12 protein-coding genes are annotated in these 21,142 nt (G+C 63.8%); 9 read left to right on the top strand and 3 right to left on the bottom strand.

Going from position 1 to position 21,142, the window contains the following annotated elements; all coding sequences use genetic code 11:
- Positions 1 to 10 precede the first annotated feature (10 nt).
- The 8 genes from AC0MAZ_RS04610 to AC0MAZ_RS04575 all read left to right on the top strand — a co-directional run bounded on the left by AC0MAZ_RS04610 (position 11) and on the right by AC0MAZ_RS04575 (position 12,060).
- Positions 11 to 1,948, top strand: coding sequence for a type VI secretion system Vgr family protein (locus tag AC0MAZ_RS04610; protein WP_475860363.1), 1,938 nt, complete (start codon positions 11 to 13; stop codon positions 1,946 to 1,948).
- Positions 1,949 to 1,960: 12 nt separating this feature from the next.
- Positions 1,961 to 2,395, top strand: coding sequence for a DcrB-related protein (locus AC0MAZ_RS04605; RefSeq protein ID WP_050703360.1), 435 nt, complete (start codon positions 1,961 to 1,963; stop codon positions 2,393 to 2,395).
- Between the two features lie 8 nt (positions 2,396 to 2,403).
- Positions 2,404 to 6,810: an RHS repeat-associated core domain-containing protein gene (locus AC0MAZ_RS04600; RefSeq protein WP_475860361.1), complete on the top strand. Its 4,407-nt coding sequence runs from the start codon at positions 2,404 to 2,406 to the stop codon at positions 6,808 to 6,810.
- Positions 6,811 to 6,812: 2 nt separating this feature from the next.
- Positions 6,813 to 7,598 carry a hypothetical protein gene (locus AC0MAZ_RS04595; protein ID WP_232854843.1) on the top strand — a complete coding sequence of 262 codons (786 nt, stop codon included), beginning with the start codon at positions 6,813 to 6,815 and terminating at the stop codon, positions 7,596 to 7,598.
- A gap of 124 nt (positions 7,599 to 7,722) precedes the next feature.
- Positions 7,723 to 8,325: a hypothetical protein gene (locus tag AC0MAZ_RS04590; protein WP_232854842.1), complete on the top strand. Its 603-nt coding sequence runs from the start codon at positions 7,723 to 7,725 to the stop codon at positions 8,323 to 8,325.
- Positions 8,326 to 8,394: 69 nt separating this feature from the next.
- Complete coding sequence (locus tag AC0MAZ_RS04585) at positions 8,395 to 9,537, top strand: ankyrin repeat domain-containing protein (RefSeq protein ID WP_254465104.1); 1,143 nt, start codon at positions 8,395 to 8,397, stop codon at positions 9,535 to 9,537.
- A gap of 39 nt (positions 9,538 to 9,576) precedes the next feature.
- Positions 9,577 to 10,242: a hypothetical protein gene (locus tag AC0MAZ_RS04580; RefSeq protein WP_050703356.1), complete on the top strand. Its 666-nt coding sequence runs from the start codon at positions 9,577 to 9,579 to the stop codon at positions 10,240 to 10,242.
- Between the two features lie 150 nt (positions 10,243 to 10,392).
- Positions 10,393 to 12,060, top strand: coding sequence for an FMN-binding glutamate synthase family protein (locus AC0MAZ_RS04575; RefSeq protein WP_475860359.1), 1,668 nt, complete (start codon positions 10,393 to 10,395; stop codon positions 12,058 to 12,060).
- Positions 12,061 to 12,090: 30 nt separating this feature from the next.
- Here AC0MAZ_RS04575 and AC0MAZ_RS04570 read toward each other — a convergent pair whose 3' ends face one another.
- Complete coding sequence (locus tag AC0MAZ_RS04570; RefSeq protein ID WP_475860357.1) at positions 12,091 to 13,410, bottom strand: OprD family porin; 1,320 nt, start codon at positions 13,408 to 13,410, stop codon at positions 12,091 to 12,093.
- Positions 13,411 to 14,065: 655 nt separating this feature from the next.
- On the opposite strand from AC0MAZ_RS04570, the gene AC0MAZ_RS04565 reads away from it, so the two are divergent.
- Positions 14,066 to 16,156: a TonB-dependent receptor gene (locus AC0MAZ_RS04565; protein WP_232854838.1), complete on the top strand. Its 2,091-nt coding sequence runs from the start codon at positions 14,066 to 14,068 to the stop codon at positions 16,154 to 16,156.
- Positions 16,157 to 16,785: 629 nt separating this feature from the next.
- Here the strand turns inward: AC0MAZ_RS04565 and aguA are convergent.
- Positions 16,786 to 17,892 carry an agmatine deiminase gene (aguA, locus tag AC0MAZ_RS04560; RefSeq protein ID WP_475860356.1) on the bottom strand — a complete coding sequence of 369 codons (1,107 nt, stop codon included), beginning with the start codon at positions 17,890 to 17,892 and terminating at the stop codon, positions 16,786 to 16,788.
- Between the two features lie 244 nt (positions 17,893 to 18,136).
- Positions 18,137 to 21,037 carry an aminotransferase gene (locus AC0MAZ_RS04555; protein WP_475860354.1) on the bottom strand — a complete coding sequence of 967 codons (2,901 nt, stop codon included), beginning with the start codon at positions 21,035 to 21,037 and terminating at the stop codon, positions 18,137 to 18,139.
- Positions 21,038 to 21,142 lie beyond the last annotated feature (105 nt).

Raw genomic sequence — 21,142 nt, 5'->3', positions numbered from 1 at the left:
AGGACCGACCATGCTGTTCAAGCAGTTCACGCGCCTGGCGCAGATCAACAGCCCCCTGGGGCCGGACAAGCTGATCCTTGCCGAGATGGGCGGCAGCGAAGAGCTCGGCCGCCTGTTCGACTACGAGCTGCAGCTGACCAGCGACGACCCGGCCATCGACCTCAACCAGCTGCTGGGCAAGCCCATGAGCCTGAGCGTGCAGCAGAGCGTCGGCACCTCGCGGCACTTCCACGGCATCGTCGCCCGCTGCAGCCAGTCGGTGGACCAGGGCCAGTTTGCCGCCTACCGGGTCACCCTGCGTCCGTGGCTGTGGCTGCTGACGCGCACCAGCGACTGCCGGATCTTCCAGCACCTGAGCGCGCCGCAGATCATCAAGCAGGTGTTCCGCGACCTGGGCTTCTCGGATTTCGAGGACCTGCTCAGCCGCAACTACCGCGAGCGCGAGTACTGCGTGCAGTACCGCGAGACCAGCTTCGACTTCGTCAGCCGCCTGATGGAGGAAGAAGGCATCTACTACTTCTTCCGCCACGAGCAGGAACGCCACGTGCTGGTGCTGGCCGACGCCTACGGCGCGCACCAGAAGGCCCCAGGCTACGAGACCGTGCCCTACTACCCGCCGGACGGCCAGCACCGCGAGCGCGACCATATCAACGACTGGCACCTGGCCCAGGAAGTCCAGTCGGGCTCCCTGGAGCTCAACGACTATGACTTCCAACGCCCCAGCGCGCGCATCGACGTGCGCTCGGCCATGCCGCGCCCGCACCAGGCCGGCGACTACCCACTGTACGACTACCCCGGCGCCTATGAGCAGACCCAGGACGGCGAGCACTACGCCCGCACCCGCCTGGAGTCGCTGCAGAGCCTGCACGAGCGGGTCGAGCTGCGCGGCAATGCCCGGGGCCTGGGCAGTGGCCACCTGTTCAGCCTGAGCAACTTCAGCCGCCAGGACCAGAACCGCGAGTACCTGATCGTCGCCGCCCGCTACTACGTGCACCAGGAGCGCCTGGAAAGCGGCGGCGGCAGCGGCGCGGCGCAGTTCGAGAGCAACCTCAGCTGCATCGACGCGCAGCAGAGCTACCGCCCGGTGGGCAGCACCCTGCGGCCGATCGTCAAGGGGCCGCAGACCGCCGTGGTGGTCGGCCCATCCGGCGAGGAGATCTGGACCGACCAGTACGGCCGGGTCAAGGTGCACTTCCACTGGGACCGCCACGACCAGTCCAACGAGAACAGCTCGTGCTGGATCCGCGTATCGCAAGCCACGGCGGGCAAGAACTGGGGCTCGATCCAGGTGCCGCGGATCGGCCAGGAAGTCATCGTCAGCTTCCTCGAAGGCGACCCCGACCGGCCGATCATCACCGGGCGGGTGTACAACGCCGAACAGACGGTGCCCTACGACCTGCCCGGCGGCGCCACCCAGAGCGGCATGAAGAGCCGTTCGAGCAAGGGCGGCAGCCCGGCCAACTTCAATGAAATCCGCATGGAGGACAAGAAGGGCGCCGAGCAGCTGTACATGCATGCCGAACGCAACATGGACACCGTGGTCGAGCAGAGCGAGACCCTGTCGGTGGGCATCAACCGCACCCAGACCGTCGGCATGCTCGAGACCATCACCATCGGCCAGGACCGCATCCGCGCCGTGCGCCGCGACGACATGCTGCTGGTCGGCGCCAGCAAGACCGACAGCGTCAGCACCAGCTACCTGATCGAAGTCGGCGAGAACCTGCGCCTGGTCTGCGGCAAGAGCGTGATCGAGCTCAACGCCAGCGGGCAGATCAACATCAGCTGCGAGCAGTTCAGCTTCCACGCCAACGCCGACGCCGAGATCAACACCGGTGGCACCCTGGACCTGAACGTGGGCAGCGGCGCGCAGACCGCCCCGAACAACCAGGGCGTGAAAACGGCCATCGACGGCGCGGTGAAGGCCCTCTTCCCCGCCGCCAGCAAGTAACGAGACCGAACCATGAGCTACCGCCTCAACGAATTCCGCTTCGCCCTGCCCGACGCGCAGGTACGCGACACCAGCATCAACATCCTGCGCTTCGAGGCGCTGGGCACCTCGCTGATCGTCAGCCGCAGCCTGCTCGAAGAGGGCGAGACCCTGCAGAGCAACTTCGACGGCCAGCTGCAGCGCCTGCAGCAGCAGGTCAAGGACCTGCAGTTCCAGCCGGCCCGCGCCACCCAGGTGGGCGCGGCCCAGCCGATCGAGGCGATCGAGCTGAGCAGCCAGTTCAGCAAGGGCCAGGAGAAGGTCTACCAGTACCAGCTGGCGCTGGTGCTGCCGGGCACGCGCAAGATGTTCGCCCTGAGCTACGTCAAGCCGACCCCGCTGGGCGAGGCCGAGGCGACGCACTGGGCGGCGCTCAAGCAGTCCCTCGCCTTCGACAACCTGGGCTGACGTAGCGGATGTCCGACGCACTCTGGGCTGCCCGCGAAGGCGATGCGCTGCTGCACACCTCGGTGATGGCCGACATCATCGGCGGCGTGCTGGAAGTGGCCGCCAACGTCGCCATCGGCGCCCTGGCCACCGCCGCGGTGGCCGCGGCACTGGGCATTACCGTGGTCACCGGCGGCCTGGGCTGCTTCGTGCTCGGCGCGGTGGTGGGCCTGGTGGTCGGCGTGGTCATGGCCAAGACCGGCGCGGACACCGGGCTCAGTCGATTATGCGAGGGCATCGGCAACGCCCTGTTCCCGCCGACCGTGCAGGCCACCATCGTCAGTGGCTCGCCCAACACCAAGACCAACGGCAAGCGCGCCGCGCGCGCGGCCGGGGTGGTCACCGCCCCCTCGGCACCGTCCAGTGGCGGGGGCGGTGACGCGCAGGCCGAGGAGCAGGAAGAAACCTTCCTCGACATGGCCAAGGGCTTCTTCTCGCAGATGTGGCGGCCGACCGTCGCCAGCCCCGCGCCCAACACCCAGGAAGCCCCCGACGACAAGGTGCTGTGCACCAAGCACCCGCCGATGCCGCCGCAGTACCTGGCCGAGGGCTCGAGCAAGGTGCTGATCAACGGCCACCCGGCCTGTCGCAGCGGCGATCGCAGCACCTGCGAGGCGGTGATCGTCGATGGCGGGCTGGTGTCGGACAACGTGCGCATCGGCGGTGGGCCGATCGTGGTGCGTGAAATCCGCAGTGGCAAAACGCCGGGGATCGGTTTGGCGATCACGGCGTTGATGATGTTGCGGGGGCGTGGAGGCAAGTTCTACAGCAAGTTCGGGTGCATGCTCGTCGGAGGCGTGGTCAGTTTTGCCAGCAGCCAGGTGACCGCCGCCCTGACTTCGGCCATCGTCGGCTCGCCAAACCCTGTCCACGCGCCCACTGGCGCGAAGATCCTGAGCGACGAACACGACCTCGACTTCACCCTCCAGGCCATGATCCCACTGGACTGGCAACGCTACTACAACAGTCGCGACGAACGCCGCGAGGGCCTGTTCGGTGCCAGCTGGAGCGTCCCCTACGAAGTGTCTGTGAGGGTCGAGCACGACCGCCTGATCTATACCGACGAACAAGCTCGCGTCATCGACATGGGCATGATCGCCCTCGGCGACGCCGTCTTCAGCGCTGGCGAAGGCATCAGCGTGCGACGCGCCCTTGATGGCGAGCTGCTGATCGAAGACATCAGCAGTGGCCTCTATCGTTTGTTCGAACCCAGTCCACAGGACGCCAACCACCTGCGGCTGGCAAAACTGGGAGATCGCAACGACAACCGCATCCACCTGGACTATGACGATCTCGGGCGCCTGATGTGGCTGCGCGACACCTTTGACCGCGTGCGGATCAAGCTGCACTACAGCGACGCTTGGCCACGTCGAGTCAGCCATATCGAACGGGTGTTCGTCGATGACGATGCTGAAACACTCGCCAGCTATCGCTACGACGCCGCTGGCGATCTGGCCGAGGTCCACGATGCACTGGGGCAATTGCAGCGTCGATTCATGTATGACGAAGGTCGGCGCATGGTCGGGCATCAAACAGCCAATGGCCTGCTTTGCCATTACCAGTGGCAGAAACTGGACGACTGGCGGGTGATCCGGCACTGGACCAACGCCGGCGACGAGTATCACTTCGAATACGATATCGAGGCTGGCATCACCTGCATCACCGACCCGCTGCTACGCACCAGTGTGCGGCGCTGGAACGCGCAGTTCCAGATCATCGAGTCGAGCAACGCGCTGGGCCAAACCTGGCGCTTCCACTGGAACGATGAACGTCAACTGCTTGCCGCTACCGATCCTGAAGGCGGTGAATGGCGCTTCAGCTACGACGAATCCGGCAACCTGTGCGAAACCATCGATCCGTTGGGACGCAGTGAATCGACCCAGTGGCTCGAGCATTGGGCGTTGCCTCGCAGTGAAACCAATGCCGCCGGGGCAACCTGGACCTATCGCTACGACCAGCACGGCAACTGTATTCGCGAAACCGACCCCTTGGGCGAGGTGACGCGCTACCGCCATGACGAACATGGCCTACCGCTGGAAACCATCGACGCCACGGGCAAGCGCCAACGTCAGCGTTGGAACGAACAAGGTCTGCTGATCGAGCAGGTGGACTGCTCAGGCTACGCCACACGGTTGCGCTACGACCGGCGCGGCCATTTGCAGAGTCTGACCAACGCCCTCGGCCAGACCAGCCACTTCCAACACAATGCCTTGGGACATCGGATACGCCAGGAGCTGGCGGATGGGCGCATTGTCCAGTACCGGTACACCGCCTCGGGCCTGCTCGAATGCTTCATCGATCCGCTCGGCAACGCCGAGCATTTTCGCTATGACCTGAATGGCCAGCTCATCGAGCAGCGGGACAACCTCGGCCGGCCGACGCTGTTTACCTATGACCGTTGCACACGACTGGTGGCACTGACCAACAGCAACGGTGAGTCCTATCGTTTCACCTGGGATGAGGCGAACCGCCTGGCCGAGCATGAAAATCTGGATGGCAGTCGCAAGGCCTACCAGTACGATGGACTCGGCCAGATCATCGCCATGGACTTCATTCCGGCGCCGGGCGCCAGAGAGGCGCCGATCCATCACCGCCTTCGACGTGACGCCGCCGGCAGGCTGGTTGCGTTGCTTACCGAGGACGACAGCACTACCTACAGTCTCGATCCGATGGACCGGTTGATGGAGGTGATCAGCGAGGATCGTCAGGGGAATGTGCAACGCGTCGCGTTCGAGCATGATGCCTGCGGACGCCGCACTGCCGAAAGCAACAGTGCCGGAAGGCTGGAGCACACCTACGACGCACTGGACAATCGCTTGCAGACGCGGCTGCCCGATGGCCGCCAACTGAACCGCCTGGTGTATGGCTCGGGACACCTCCATCAGATCAACATCGACGGGCAGGTGATCTGCGATTTCGAGCGCGATCGCCTGCACCGTGAGGTCTCGCGAACCCAGGGACGGCTGCTTACCCGTAGCCAATATGACCTCAGTGGCCGGCCGAGCGCCCGTCTGCGCTGGGGCGCCGACCACAACGAACACCTGCCCGCGCCCTGGCAGCAGCGCTTCGACTTCGATGATCGCGACAATCTGGTGCTCTACCTGCGCCAGCAACCCGATTATCAACATCAGCTGCTGATGCATTACGACGCAACGGATCGCCTGCTTGCCAACCAGGGACCGTTGCCAGGCCAAAACGAACAATACCTCTATGACGCTGCGGCAAACCGTGTGCCCGGTGCTGGGCAAGTCGCCCGCCATGACCAGTTGCTACAGCTGAAAGATCGCCACTACCGCTATGACGGTTTCGGACGCCTGTCGGAAAAACGCAGCACGCTGTATGGCGAACAGCATATGAGCTACGACCAGCATCATCGCCTTGTTCAGGTGCGCTCTGTACGCGGCGGGCGCGAGCGCATCGTCAAATTGCACTATGACCCTCTCGGGCGCCGCATCGGCAAGACCGAGCAAGACGATCAGGGCAATCTGCTGGGCAGCACCGACTTTGGCTGGGACGGTCTCAAATTGCTGCAAGAGCGCTGCAACGGCCACCTCACTTTGTATGTCCATGAACCGGGCTATAGAGTCCTGGCACGTGTCGACGGTCAAGGTGCGCATCAACGCACGCTCCATTACCACAACGCCCTCAACGGTCTGCCCGAGCAACTGACCGACAGTGACGGCACGCTGGCTTGGGAGGGCGAATGCTCCGCCTGGGGCATGACCTTGCGCGAGTGGAGGACTGAGGACTTCATCGAACAGCAGAACCTGCGCTTTCAAGGTCAGTACCTGGACCGTGAGACTGGCTTGCACTACAACCTGTTCCGCTACTATGACCCACAGAGCGGCCGCTTCACTCAGCCCGACCCTATTGGCCTGGAAGGCGGCATCAACCTGTACCGCTATGCGCCGAACCCTGTCGGCGGGATAGATCCGCACGGGTTGGACTGGAGCTATTTCCTTTCCGACGAGAAAGGCAACCCGTATTACAACGGGCGAGCCTCGGACAACGATACGCTCGAAGGCGTGGTACGCCGACATATGGAAACCAAGGGCGCAGACGGCCCACGCTTCAAGGAAGGTGACCGCATCAACCGCGTGACACCGATTGGTACCGACTACGACACGATACGCGGCATCGAGGACTCAGGGATCCGCGAGCGAGAAGTGCTCGGCAGAAAGAACCCGAACGTGCGAGGCAACAAGATCTATGGCATCTCCGACGCCAAGGCGAAAAAAGACCCTGGCCTCGAGCGGATAGCGCTCGCCAACGACTTCCTGAAGGCACGCGGTGTCAGCAAAGTCACGCAACTGCCCGTGCTCGACAGCCGTGGCGCCCTGCCCCCCAAGGCCAACAAAAGCTCCTGCGGGAAATGAACATGAATGCAACTCCTGAACAACTTTGCAAGATCCTCAAGGCCCAGCATCCCAGCGAGCCACCAAGCTCGGCGCTGGTAGCCACAGGCCTGGCGACCGAGACCCGCAGAATGAGCCATGACCAGGTGCTTACCTGGCTGTTCAAGGCGCGAGAGACCGTGGTGAAGAAAGAGGTGGTCGCCAACTTTCTCACCGGTGTCGAGCGCAACCAGGCCTACCTGCGCGCGGCCCTGTCGGCCTATGCTTGCGCGACACACCTGCCGCAACACGCCTTCACGGCGCAGGACCAACTGAACTGTCAGGTCTGCAGTTTCTTCAAGGAGCGCGAAGTCAACTTCATTGCCCTCAACAGGGTGCGTTTTCTGATCGGCGCAGCGCTTTTCGGCAGCCCCTCCAATATCGCGTTCCAGTTGCAGGAGCATAACGCCGGGCCGAAAGAACAGCCGGGCAACCTGGAGCTGATGGTGTCGATCCTGGACCTGATCCGTAACGTGCCTGCCGTGACCAAACCCAAGGACCTGCTCAAGCTGCTGCGTAAACTACCCGGTATCAAGATGAGCGAAGAAGAGGGCCGGGGGTTCCTCGACCTGCTGGGACACTGCGGAATACTGCAGACGCCAGAGCATCCAGGCCTGCTGTACCGCTACACCAACCTCGGCCTGGCGCCACGTAGCGCGCGCTCGTCAGATTGGAGCTACCCGATGGACTTCTGGCGCGGTGAGCATGGTCTCAATCAGGATGCCCTGGACTATTGGTTCAGTGACTATCCCGAGCTGCTCAAGGTTTAAGTCCTTGGCGGCCAATCTGCTCGCTGGGCGCCGCATGGGCAATACAACTGTTGCGCGACCCCCTCATGGCAATGGCTCTATGAAAGACGTTGCGACCAGAACAGCAAGAGCCGTGAAGCCTGATATGAACATCTATTTTGTCAGCAACGCACAAGCACCCTGGGGCGATTGGGGTGAGGTGCTAGCCTACGGCATGATCGCCTGGGACGAAGACACCGACATTGACAGCATCGAGCGTACCGGCCCCTACACACCGCCCGCCTACATCCGCTCTGGCCTGCTGGTACTGACCGAGCCGACAAAGAAGGCGTTGGAGAACTCTGGCCTGAAAGGCATCAGCCGCTTCGAGCATCTGGAAAAGACCCATATTGTCGAACTCGACTGGCAGCAATGGGACGCGGCCAAGGACATCAGCGTCTACCTGGAGCTGGATGACGAGCCCGAATCGATCATCGAGTCACGCCCCCATGCCCCACAACTGGCAGCACGCATGCCGGCGTTCTGGTGCGCCTACGTCGCTGGCAAGGTCGCCTTGCGCATGGACGAGAGTGTAAAGAGCAATGATCCCTCTCATTACCTGCAGGTAGTCCGTGCTGATGAGCACGCCGACTTCTTCAAGGCCGATGTGCACGGCGGCTATTTCGTCAGTGAACGGGCAAAGAACTGGCTCGAGCAGCACTGCCCGGAAGCATTCCAGTTCGCCTTGATCCCCCTCCCGGGCAAGTGATATTTCCGTGGGGCTGACAAGGGTCTTACTTAACCTGAACCAGACCCTCGGACGGGGAACCGCTATTTGATGATCGGTTGGCAACAACTCTACGAAAAGCATGAGACCAAGCTCGACCGCCTCTACGACGATGTAGAAGAAGGCAAGCTGGAGCGGCTACGTGCGTTCGCGCAGAAATACCCCGAACTGCTGGTGCTGCCCCGCTATGGCGAGGCCGACGAGGAGGGGCTGCTGCACATGGCCGCTCGAGCCGGACAGGCGGCTAGCTGTGGCCTGCTCCTGGAGCTGGGCCTGGCGCCGAACCAGCCGTATGTAGACGAGGGTCATGCCAGTGCTCTTGAACTGGCAGCCAGCGAAGGGCACCTTGAAACCTGCGTTTGCCTGCTCGATGCCGGTGCCTGGGTCGACGGCCTGCCACTAAGCGTCTGCCCACCGCTATACGCAGCGGCCCAGTCGGGCCACAACGAGGTCGTTGCACTGCTGCTGACACGAGGCGCACAGGTCAATCGCCTGCACCGACGCGCCAATGACAGCGCACTGGACGCTGCGCGCGAATGGGGGCATCAGCGCACGGTCGATCTGCTGCTCGAACACGGTGCACGCAGCATCAACGATGTCGAGGACGCCGATGCCGAAGGCGCCGGACAGGCCATTGTCACCTTTGTGCACAATACCGCTGGGTGGGTCCTGCCTACCGCGTTCTGCCCTCCCAGTGAAGACCCTCGCGGCACGCTGCATGTCAGCCTGATCGATAGCAAGACCGACTACAAGCTGCTGTTCACCACCGGCCTGTACCAGGTTGCCCCGATGACCGAGTTGTTCCTCTGCCTGCCGGGTGACTGGGCACTGCCCCAGGCCGGATTGCCGGTGCCAGACGCCTGGTATTTTCCAGTAGGAATGCTGGCACGCCTCGCCGCCAGAACCTTCGAGCAGGGCCCGGTGGCCGAGGGCATGCTGTTCCAGCGTGACGATCCACAGTTTGCCGACCTGCACTGGCCTTGCGCGGTGGATGCGCTGTTGGCAGTGGACAAGCCCTGGAACAAGCATGGTGAAGGCGAGCGGATTCCCGAACGTGAGAAGGTCACCCTGCTGACCCTGGCACCGGTGAAGTTCACCGGCAAGGGTGCTCCGACCGCCAAGGCCCTGGCCGCGCTCATCGAGCGTAAACGCAAGGCGAGCTGGAAGGTCCTGGCGCTGGAGACGCCGATCTGAAGTGGAACAACCCGTAAGACGCAAAGGATGCTATTGACCATGACCTCGCAAAAAATCGTGCTTTCCGGCCAGGATCACGGTCTGGGCCAGATCGGCGGCGGCGCCCGCCTCAAGGATGCCTCGCTATGGCCACGAAGCCCGGACACTGATGAGCCGATGACCCCGCTGCTGACATTGAGCGACCGCTTCCTGCCCGTCACCTTCATTCCACCCGGCATGGCGATCACGGTGTTCATCACCGCGCGTCAGCAAGACGGCGCCTTCAACCGGTCCACCCAGCGCCACTACACTGTCAATCAGCAGAGCGAGCTCGACGAAAAGCGCGCCAATCGTTTTGCCCGGGTCATCCTGCACGAGCTGGCCGACCAGTCGATCGCCCCGCCCGCCGCGGCCTTACTGCTGGACCGAGCCTACATTCAGTTCGAACCCTTCAGCGATGAGGAAGAAGAACAGGAACTGGAGGACGAGGACAGCGGTATCGACCTGAGCAAGCCCGTCGGCAGGCCTTGCTGGCTGCAGGACCCGATCTACGAACCCCAGCGCTTCCTGTTCCTGATGCAACTGCTCGACAGTGATGTGGCCGCCGCCAGCCGGCAGCACGTGGGATTGTTCTCGGACGGTATCGGCTACCTGTATGTCGACAGGCAGGCACGGCGCGGCAAGCAAGGCGATGAAGCCGGCTTCTTCTTCATCCAGTTCACCTGATTGGAGACCGGGGCCCTGGCTACAGTCAAACCTGGCCATGTGCTCTCCAGGCAATTCCGCGTCGAGTAACAGTCTTTTACCGAAACCCCAGGTTTTCCCCCCGCAGCCTTTGCCTATCCTAGGCCGGGTCATCCCGCCTGCGATGGACCCATGAAAGACTCGCTCCCCAGCCGCTATGCCTGCCTGTTCCTGTGCCTGGCCTTCACGATCACCAGCGTCCCGTTCCTGCTTGCGCACACCTGGCTCTGGCCCTTCACCGTCATCAGCGCCCTGCTTAGCCTGGTCGGCCTCAACGACCTGCGCCAACGCCACCACGCCGTGCGCCGCAACTATCCGATCCTGGGCAACATCCGCTACCTGATCGAAACCATCCGCCCGGAGATCCGCCAGTACCTGATCGAGGGCGACGACGACAAGCTGCCGTTCTCCCGCGCCCAGCGTTCGCTGGTCTACGCCCGGGCCAAGAACGAAAGCGCCGAGAAAGCCTTCGGCACCCTCAACGATGCCTACAAGCCGGGCTTCGAGTTCATCAGCCATTCGATGCTGCCGGTGCCGATGGCCGACCCGGCTTCGTTCCGCATCCGCATCGGCGGCCCGCAGTGCCGCCAGCCGTACTCGGCGTCGATCTTCAATATCTCGGCCATGAGCTTCGGCGCCCTCAGCGCCAACGCCATCGCCGCGCTGAACAAGGGCGCGCGCCTGGGACGCTTCGCCCATGACACCGGCGAGGGCAGCATCAGCCCCTACCACCGCGAACACGGCGGCGACCTGATCTGGGAAATCGGCAGCGGCTATTTTGGCTGCCGTACCGAGGACGGCCACTTCGACCCCGATCGCTTCGCCGAACAGGCCCGCGCGCCACAAGTGAAGATGATCGAGATCAAGCTCAGCCAGGGCGCCAAGCCGGGCCATGGCGGGATTTTGCCGGGGCACAAGGTCAGCGCCGAGATCGCCGCCACCCGGGGCGTGCGCGAAGGCGAGGACTGCATCTCGCCGGCCGCCCACAGTGCCTTCAGCACACCGCGGGAGCTGCTGCAGTTCGTCGCCCGCCTGCGCGAGCTGTCCGGCGGCAAACCGGTGGGTTTCAAGTTCTGCCTGGGCCATCCGTGGGAGTTCATGGGCATCGCCAAGGCCATGCTGGCCACCGGCATCACCCCGGACTTCATCGTCGTCGACGGCAAGGAAGGCGGCACTGGCGCGGCGCCCCGGGAGTTCTCCGACAACATGGGCGTGCCGCTGCGCGAGGGCCTGATGTTCGTGCACAACACCCTGGTGGGGCTGAACCTGCGCGAGCGCATCCGCATCGGTGCGGCGGGCAAACTGGTCAGCGCCTTCGACATCGCCAGCGTGCTGGCCATCGGCGCGGACTGGGTGAACTCGGCGCGGGGCTTCATGTTCGCCATCGGCTGCATCCAGTCGCAGAGCTGCCACACCAACAAGTGCCCCACCGGGGTGGCGACCCAGGACCCGCTGCGCCAGCGCGCACTGGTGGTGCCGGAGAAAGCCGAGCGGGTCGCCAGTTTCCACCGCAACACCCTGCATGCCCTGGCCGAGATGCTTGCCGCCGCCGGCCTGGACCATCCCTCTGAACTCAAGCCCAAGCACCTGGCGCGGCGTATCAGCGCCAGCGAGATCGGCCTGTTTTCGCAGCTGCACACCTTCCTCAAGCCGGGCGAGCTGCTCAGCGGCACGATCGACAGCGAGTTCTATGCGCGGATGTGGCGGATGGCACGCAGCGACAGCTTTGCACCGGAGACGGGGGAAGTCGAGGTGGCGGCGGCGGTCAACGTGCGCCGAAAAGAAACAGCCCCGGCATAGGCCGGGGCTGCGGGTGACGCGGGAACAGGATCAGAAGATGCTGATCGGGTACTCGACGAATACGCGGACTTCGTTGCCGTCGTCGTTGTAGCCGTTCTGCTGGACAGCATTGTTGGTCCGCAGGAAGGAGCTACGCAGTTTGACGGACAGGTCCTTGGCCGGGCCTTCCTGAACCACGTAACGGATCTGGTTGAAGATCTCGCGCTCTTTACCTTCACCGAAGCCTTGTGGGGCGCCGACTTTACGGGTGTTGATGTTGTCACCCACTACATAGGCGAACTTGTAGGTCAGCCCCGGAACGCCGAAGGCGCCAAAGTCCAGACCATAGCCCAGCTGCCAGGAGCGCTCGTCCTCGGCGTTGAAGTCGGACCAGTAGGAGTTGGCCAGGTAGATGGTCGAACCACCGTCACCCACGCCACCGTCGTTCTGGTACCAGCCGTAGTTGTAGCCGGTGCTGCCGGTGCTGCGCTGGTGCGCCAGGGTGAACGAGTGCGGGCCGTAGGCGTAGGTAGCGGCCAGGCTCCAGATGGTGTTGGAGTCGCCGTTCAGCTTGGCGGCACGTACGTACTTGCTGTCGATGTCCGACTTGTAGCCGTTGAAGTCCAGGGTCAGGGACTGGTCGCTGGCGATCGGGAAGACGTAGTTCAAGCCCAGGTAGTGCTTCTTCATCACGTCTTCGTTGTCGGCGGTGTACAGCGACGCGGTGAAGTTGTCGGTGAACTTGTAGCTGCCGCCGAGCACGTTGATCGACTTCAGGCCGCCGCCATCACGGCGCTCAGCGCTCTTGCGGGCTTCCTGGGTGAAGCGACCGGCGTTGATTTCCAGGCCCTTGATCTCCTTGGAGGTGATCATGGTGCCGGTGAAGCTTTCCGGCAGCAGGCGGCCGTCGTCGTATTGCAGGACCGGCAGGGCCGGCATCTGGTCACCGTACTTGAGTACGGTGTTCGAGACACGGAACTTCACCGCAGCGCCACCACGGGCCAGGTTGTGCGAAGCGTTGGTCTTTTCACCATCGAAAGTGGGATCGGAGCGCTTGAAGAAGTCGACACCGCCACCCTGGTTACGGCCTTTGCCGCCATCCAGGCGCAGGGCGTACAGACCGAAGGCGTCGACGCCGACACCGACGGTGCCCTGGGTGAAACCGGAGGAGAAGTTGGCGATCACACCCTGGCCCCACTGGGACTGGTCGTTGGTGTGGTGCTTCTTGTCACGGTTGATGAAAGCGTTACGCAGCAGGACGTTGGCGTGGCTATCTTCGATGAAGCCCTTGCTTTCGGCCTGCTCATTGGCCTGTGCCTGGGTCGCGGCGATCATCGCCAGGGCGACCAGGCTGATCCTGGTTTTCAACATGTTATTTTCCTTATTTCGTATTCAAAAACGCTCTGCATGAGAACGCCAGGAACCAACGCCCCTTCGTAGGTTCGACGCTATGCGGATCCAAGCCGAAAGGCCCGCCAATGGTCTGCAACGGGCCTTGCAGCCGCATGGCCAGATCATGGCCAGCAGGCGTAGAGCCCGAATCCTAGCCCTGCCTGCTTATACATGTCAAAAAAACGTGAAATGCAGGTTGATATAACCAAAAACAAGGTCGGCGCTGGTGCATTTCCATGCATATCTGCCGTGGGTCAGCGCAAATTTGTCTCTTTTGTGGAAAGCGGGCGAAATCCATAAAAGCGTCATACGGCCATGCTCCTGCAGGCATCCCGAAACCCTGTCGGAAATTGCCCTGAGCGGCGTGGGAGCGGCGGTGCGACTTGCCCCGCGATAGAGTCGGCAAAGCCCACATCACCGTCCAGCCAGGGCGCCATCGCGGGACAAGCCCGCTCCTACAGGTCATCCCCATGCGTATCTGTATGAATATCAAGACAATTAAAAATCAATCCGCATGGATAGCAACATTTTGAAACATATGTAAAGACAACCCTTTACAAATGTCGATGCAACAGCAAATAGCAAGCATTACCATTCGCGCCCAATTTCTCACTCCATTCATTGGACGCCTTCGATGCCTGCCCCCTGCCGCCTTTCCCCCCTGACCCTGGGCCTGTCGCTGCTGTTCAGCGCCGGCCTGGCCAGTGCCGCCACCACGACCCTGCCGGAAACCTCGGTGACCGCCGACAGCACCCGCGAAGAGGACAACCCGCGGGTCAAGGACGTGACCACCGCGACCCGTACCTCGACCCCGGCGCGCTATGTGCCGCAGGCCATCGATTCGGTGAAGACCCGCAACGTGCTGGACTACGGCAGCAGCAACCTGGGCAAGGCGCTGGAAGGCATCCCCAACGTCAGCAGCGGCGCCGACACCCGCTTCGACAGCCTGCGCATCCGCGGCTTCGACGCCAGCAACGACTTCTACCTGGACGGTATCCGCGACGACAGCCAGTACACCCGCGACCTGCACAACATCGAGCGGGTCGAGGTGCTCAAGGGCCCGGCGGCGGTGCTCTATGGCCGTGGCAGCCAGGGCGGCATCGTCAACCGGGTGAGCAAGGCGCCGGAGCATGGCCGCCGCTCGAGCATCGAGGCCCAGGGCGGCAGCCAGGACCTGCGCAGCCTGTACGCCGACCTCAGCGCCGACCCCAGCGACACCCTCAGCCTGCGCCTGAACCTGGGCAACGAAGACAAGAACAGCTTCCGCGACGGCATCGACGGCAACCACCGCCAGCTGTTCGCGCCGTCCATGAGCTGGCAGATCACCCCCGAGCTGAACTGGCTGGTGCAGTACGAGTACAGCCGCTACGACCGCACCCCCGATCGCGGCATCCCCGGCAACCCGCTCACCGGGCGCCCGGCCGATGTCAGCCGCAAGACCACCTACGGCGACACCCAGCGCGACTACATCAACGACCGCGCCGAATCGCTGCGCTCGCGCCTGAACTACGAGCTGAACGACCAGTGGCAACTGCGCCACACCTTCAGCCTGTTCACCCTGGAGAGCGACTTCGACAACACCTACCTGACCGCCTACCGCCCGGCTGCCGGGCTGGTGGATCGCCAGCGCTGGCAACAGGACCTGAGCACCCGCAACCTCTACAACACCGTCGAGCTGGAAGGCCATGTAGAGACCTTTGGTCTTGAGCACACGCTGCTGGTGGGCCTGGAAATGGGCGAGCAACGCCGCAACTCGCTGCTGCACCAGGGCGTCGGCGTGCCATCGGTACCCGTGCAGGGCTCGACGGCCGGCCAGCAGCACAACGGCACGATGCGGGTGTCCAGCAACAACCACACCGACGTCGAGAGCACCGGTATCTACCTGCAGGACCAGATCCGCCTCAACGACCAGTGGCAACTGCTGGCGGGCGTACGCTTCGACCAGTTCGAGGTGGACACCACCAACAAGCTGCGCGACATCTCGGAAAAGCAGAAGGACAACAGTTTCAGCCCGCGCATCGGCGTGGTGTACACGCCCTGGCAGGACCACTCCTTCTATGCGTCCTGGAGCAAGACCTACTCCCCGGTCGGCGGCGGCCTGATCGGCATCACCCCGGGCGCGGCCGGCAACACCAACCAGACCGACCCGGAACAGACCCGGCAGAAGGAGATCGGGGTCAAGAGCGAATGGTTCGACCAGCGCCTGAGCACCACCCTCGCGATCTACGAACTGGAGCTGTACAACCGCCGTACCCGCGACCCGATCAACCCGGAGCTGATCCAGCTCAGCGGCCTGCAACGCTCGCGCGGCATCGAGCTGACCGCTACCGGCAACGTGGTGGGCAACTGGTATGTGCGCGGCGGCATCGGCCTGCAGGACGCGACCATCGTCAAGGACAACAACGGCCAGCAGGGCAACCGCATCAACGACGTGGCCAAGCGCAACGCCAGCCTGTTCGTCACCTGGAAACCGGAGCTGGGCTGGTACGCCGAAACCGGCCTGACCCTGGTCGGCGACCGCTACGCCGACAACCAGAACACCGTGATCCTGCCGGGCTATGGCCGCTGGGACGCGCTGGCGGGCTACCGCACTCATGACTGGGATGTGCGCGCGGCGCTGAGCAACATCACCGACAAGACCTACTACAGCTCGGCCACCAGCGCCGCGCAGATCCAGGTGGGTGATCCGCGTAGCCTGGTGGTGACCGGGACCTACAGCTTCTGATCGTCAAAGGCCATACGCCGTCCGTGTAGGAGCGGCCTTGCCGAGGCGTCGGACCGGCCGGAAAGGGCTGCGAAGCGGCCCCAGGATTTCAGCGTTCATGCAAGATCGCCGGGGCCGCCTTGCGGCCCTTTCGCGGCACAAGGCCGCTCCTACACACAGGGGATGCGTACTTCTGCTGCACGCCTCACAAACGAAAACGCCACCGCAGATGCGGTGGCGTTTTTTTCTGCGACGGGTTCCTTCCCGATCAATGCCAGACAGCCAGCAGAGCTTCGAGCTCTTCCTCGCTGATCAGGCCTTGAGGGTATCGCCCATCCAGCAGGCGTCGTGGGTCGGTCGTCCTGACCCGATTGTCTCCATGACGTTTCAACCACTGAGCCAGGATTCTGAGCGATCGGTGGCTGGCTGCCGCTGGGGGCAAAGCCGACTCACTTGCTGCGTTCATTTCCTCACGTACTCCCCGGGCCTAGTGAGCGGCTAAGGTACTTCAGGCGCGTTACAGAATGGCGTAGGTCCATTCGTCTGAAGCACGAGGAAAAATCAATACAATTGCTGTGCCATGCCGCCCGACCGATTATCGCGAGCATAAAAAAACCCGTCATCCGACGGGTTTTTCACTCATTGGCCGATCAACGTTTTACCGGTGTCGGCTGCTGCTGGGTCAGGCAGTGGATGTTGCCACCGCCCAGCAGCAGCTCGCGCCCCGGGATCATCACCACTTCGTGATCCGGGAAGACCTTGGCCAGGATCGCCCGGGCCAGGGCATCGGCCGGGTCGTCGAAGCTCGGGGCGATGATGCCGCCGTTGACGATCAGGAAGTTCACGTAGGAACCGGCCAGACGCACCGACGGGTCACGCTCCTGGCTGCCCACCACATGATCAACGCCGTCGCATTCTGCCTGGGTGGCATACAGTGGCCCCGGGATCGGCATCTTGTGCACCACGAACTCGCGGCCTTTGGCGTCACGGGTGTTTTTCAGCACCTCGTAGGCGGCATGGCAGCGTGCATAGTTGGGGTCATTGGAATCATCGGTCCAGGCCAGTAACACTTCGCCGGGGCTGACGTAACAGCAGAAGTTGTCGACGTGGCCATCGGTCTCGTCGTTGTACAGGCCGTCCGGCAGCCAGACGATGGTCTCGACCGCCAGGTGCTCGCGCAGGATCTCCTCGATCTGCTCGCGGTTCAGGTGCGGGTTGCGGTTGCGGTTGAGCAGGCATTCCTCGGTGGTGATCAGGGTGCCTTCGCCGTCGACGTGGATCGAACCACCCTCGAGCACGAAACCTTCGGTGTGGTAGCGCTGCACGCGCTCCATCTCCATGACCTTGGCGGCCAGCTCCTCGTCGCGGTTCCAGGGGGCGTACAGGCCACCGTCGAAGCCACCCCAGGCGTTGAAGCCCCAGTCCACGCCACGCACTTCGCCATGGTCGTTGATGACGAAGGTCGGCCCGGTGTCGCGCACCCAGGCGTCGTCGTTGCTGATCTCGACCACGCGGATGTTGGGCAGGTCGAGCTGGCGACGGGCGTTGGCGTACTGGCCGGCGGACACCGCCACGGTGACCGGCTCGAAACGGGCGATGGCCTTGGCCAGGGTCACGTGGGCGGCCTGCGCCGGCTTGCCACCCAGGCGCCAGTTGTCCGGGCGCTCCGGCCAGACCATCCACACCTGGGTCTGGGGGGCCCACTCGGCGGGCATGTGGAAACCGTCGGCGCGGGGAGTCGAGTTGAGCGTTTTCATCGATGGCCTCTGATGGCAACTGTCGGTGGTCCAGGGCCCGCTGCGCGCGCCTTTCGCGGCACAAGGCCGCTCCTACAAAGAAAATGTGTGGGACCTGTAGGAGCGGCCTTGTGCCGCGAAAGGACCGCATCGCGGTCCCGGCTACGGTAAAGCGGACACTTATAAACGATAAATATCGACTTTAGAAGTTATCGGCAAGACCGTTTTCGTATAAACGACGCACAAAATCCGATAAAAATCGATATCACAAACCTTCACCCAGGATCCGCTCCACGCTGTCGACAAAGTAGTCCACGCTGGCCCGCGTGGTGCACATCGGCGGTTTGATCTTGAGGATGTTCAGGTAGTCGCCGGTCGGCTGCATGAAGATCCCCAGGTCGCGCAGGCGATCGCACAGGATCATGGTCTCCTCGGTCGCCGGCTCCAGGGTCTGGCGGTCGCGCACCAGTTCCAGCCCCAGGTAGAACCCGGAACCGTGGGCGGCGCCGGCCAGCGGATATTTATCGACCAATGCCTGCAGGCGTGCCTTGAAGTGGCGGCCGACGTCACGGGCGTTGTCCCACAGCCCCTCGTCGCGCATCACATCCAGCACCGCCATGCCGATGCGGCAACTGACCGGGCTGCCTCCGGCCGAGGAGAAGAAATAGCCCTCGGCCTCCAGTGCCTCGGCGATCTCGCGCCGGGTGATCACCGCGCCCAACGGCTGGCCGTTGCCCATGCCCTTGGCCATGGTGATGATGTCCGGTACCACGCCCTGCTCCTCGAAGCCCCAGAAATACTCGCCCAAGCGCCCATAGCCGACCTGCACCTCGTCGGCGATGCACACCCCGCCGCGCTGGCGCACCTTGGCATAAGCCTCGCGCAGATAGCCCGGCGGCAACGAGATGCCCCCGGCGTTGCCGTACACCGGCTCGCAGATCATCCCTGCCAGCTGGCGGCCACGGGCGTCGAGGTCGGCCAGCTTGGCATCGACGTCGCGCAGATAGTCGGCGGCGCTGTTGGTGCCCCGGTAGCGCCCGCGGAAGGTGTTCGGTGCCTCCACCGGGTGCACCCAGTCCGGACGGGTCTCCAGGGCCTGGGGGTTGTCGGCGATGGAGGTGGAGATCGCGTCGGTGGCCACCGACCAGCCGTGGTAGGCCTCCAGCACGCTGAGCAGGTCGCGCCCGCCGCTGTAGGCCCAGGCCAGGCGGATCGCCAGGTCGTTGGCCTCGGTGCCGCTGTTGACCAGGAACACCCGGTCAAAGCCTTCCGGGGCCACTTCCAGCAAGCGCTCGGAGAACTCGGCGATGGCCGCGTAGTGGAAGCGCGAGTTGGTGTTGAGCAGCGACCACTGGCGCGCCGACTCGGCGACCATGCGCGGATGGCCATGGCCAAGCACCGCGACGTTATTGAGCATGTCGAGGTACGAGCGGCCCTGCATGTCGATCAGGTAGTTGCGCCAGCCGCGCTCGATGTGCGGCGGCTGAGCGTAGTAATGCTTCTGCGAGCGGGCGAAGCTGGCATCGCGACGGGCCAGCAAGGCCTGCGCGTCGGCCAGTGGCTCGGCATCGCAGTCGAAGCCCAGCAGAGCACGCGGTGACGGGCACAGGGCCAGCCAGGCGGATGCGTGGGACGGTGTGGCGAAGAACGGTGGGCGGGTATCGGCATCCAGGCACAGCTGCACGCTGAGGAAGCCACAGGTCGCGCCCAGCGCCTGCCCCTTGAGCAGCGCCTGGCCATCGGCCGGCGTCTCTTCCAGGCCAGCGAGCCACAGGCTCCAGTGCGTGGTTCGCAGGCAGCCACGACCATCCCCGGTGCGCTGCCATACACCAGCCTCGGGTGCTTGCAGCGCGCTACCGGGCAGCAGGCTCAGCTCCACGCCCAGGGCACAGGTGGCCGGCTCTTCGGGCCGATCGATATGGGTTTGCGACAGGCGGTACTGCCCATGGAGGCTGCACGCCGGGCCCGGCTGGGCGGCGAGCAGGCGCTGGTCGAAGCCCGGCTGCTCCCAATTGCCCGCCTCGCAGAGGGGGCTGAGCACGCCCAGGTCGACCCGGGCGACCGGCTGCCCGGCAAGACTCGGCAGCAACACGGCGCAAGCGCTCATGTCCGGCGTCCCGGGCACCTGGCCCGCCGCCTGCAGGATCGCCGCCTCCATCAGCGCGGCGGGCACGGCGCAAGCGGTGTCGAAGATCTCCCATTCATGGTCGATGTTGTCGCGGGTGTACTGGTTGTCCGGGTCGATCGCCAGCTGCTGCTCGCTACTGAGCACCAGCACCGCGGCGCGGTTCAGCACCAGCGGCCACAAGGCGCGCAGCTCCGCCTCCTGCAACGGGTTAGCCGCGTGATAGGCGCTGACCGCTGGCAGGATCCGCAACGGGTCGCCCTCGGCATGATGCAACAAGGCGGCGCAGGTCACCGACAGGTCGGCGATGCGCCAGGTGCGCAGCAGGTCGCCGAAGTCGATGACGCCCTGCACCTGCCACTGCCGCTGGTCATCACGGGCCCAGACCACGTTGTCGTCGGTGATGTCCAGGTGCACGGCCTGGACCGGTAACTGCTCGACCAGCGGTTGCAGGCGAGTGGCTGCGAGCTCGGCGACCTGTGCCACCTGCTCGCGACGCTGGGCATCCTGCAACACCGGCAACAGGTGCTCGATCAGCACCGAGGCGTGCCGCGGGTCCCACTGCAAGGTACGCTCGAGACCCGGGTGGTCGAAACCGGCCAGCGCCTTGTCGACCTCGGCGCAAAGCGTGCCGAGCTCGGCCATCACCCGCGCTGACAAGTGCCCAAGACGTGTCAGAGGCTGGCCGTCGATGTAATCTAGCAAACGGACCCGCAACGGCTGACCATCGATGTCCAGCGCCAGCAATGACTCGCCCGTGTTCGCCGGACGCACCACTGGCACCGGCATGCCTTGCCCGCGCAGATAAGCCAGGGCCGCATGCTGTGCCTGCAGTTCGATCAGCGCATAACTGCCATGGCAGACCTTGAGCACATACCGGCCCTGGTCGCTGTCGACGCAAAAATTCAGATCCTGCTGGCTACCCAGTGCCTGCAACTGCCCTTGCAGGTCATAATGCGACTGCAGCAGGGCGTTGGCCTGGGCCTCACCGAGTGATGGGCTGGGCAAGCACGCACGTTGAGTCAGGATGCTCAGGGACATAGGTGGAAACCTCTTTTTTTGCCACTTATATCGCCACTGCTGCTGCCGATATACAAGGGGCAGATCAAATCAGGCAATGGATTTCCAGCGCCGGCGTGATCGGTC

Source organism: Pseudomonas sp. A (assembly GCF_056270345.1).
Note: the sequence above shows the minus strand (reverse complement) of the source record. Positions and strands in the feature narration are given on the sequence as shown.

Coding starts and splice junctions, on each gene's coding strand:
- AC0MAZ_RS04610 (WP_475860363.1), top strand. CDS start 11: ATGCTGTTCAAGCAGTTCACGCGCCTGGCGCAGATCAACAGCCCCCTG.
- AC0MAZ_RS04605 (WP_050703360.1), top strand. CDS start 1,961: ATGAGCTACCGCCTCAACGAATTCCGCTTCGCCCTGCCCGACGCGCAG.
- AC0MAZ_RS04600 (WP_475860361.1), top strand. CDS start 2,404: ATGTCCGACGCACTCTGGGCTGCCCGCGAAGGCGATGCGCTGCTGCAC.
- AC0MAZ_RS04595 (WP_232854843.1), top strand. CDS start 6,813: ATGAATGCAACTCCTGAACAACTTTGCAAGATCCTCAAGGCCCAGCAT.
- AC0MAZ_RS04590 (WP_232854842.1), top strand. CDS start 7,723: ATGAACATCTATTTTGTCAGCAACGCACAAGCACCCTGGGGCGATTGG.
- AC0MAZ_RS04585 (WP_254465104.1), top strand. CDS start 8,395: ATGATCGGTTGGCAACAACTCTACGAAAAGCATGAGACCAAGCTCGAC.
- AC0MAZ_RS04580 (WP_050703356.1), top strand. CDS start 9,577: ATGACCTCGCAAAAAATCGTGCTTTCCGGCCAGGATCACGGTCTGGGC.
- AC0MAZ_RS04575 (WP_475860359.1), top strand. CDS start 10,393: ATGAAAGACTCGCTCCCCAGCCGCTATGCCTGCCTGTTCCTGTGCCTG.
- AC0MAZ_RS04570 (WP_475860357.1), bottom strand. CDS start 13,410: ATGTTGAAAACCAGGATCAGCCTGGTCGCCCTGGCGATGATCGCCGCG.
- AC0MAZ_RS04565 (WP_232854838.1), top strand. CDS start 14,066: ATGCCTGCCCCCTGCCGCCTTTCCCCCCTGACCCTGGGCCTGTCGCTG.
- aguA (WP_475860356.1), bottom strand. CDS start 17,892: ATGAAAACGCTCAACTCGACTCCCCGCGCCGACGGTTTCCACATGCCC.
- AC0MAZ_RS04555 (WP_475860354.1), bottom strand. CDS start 21,037: ATGTCCCTGAGCATCCTGACTCAACGTGCGTGCTTGCCCAGCCCATCA.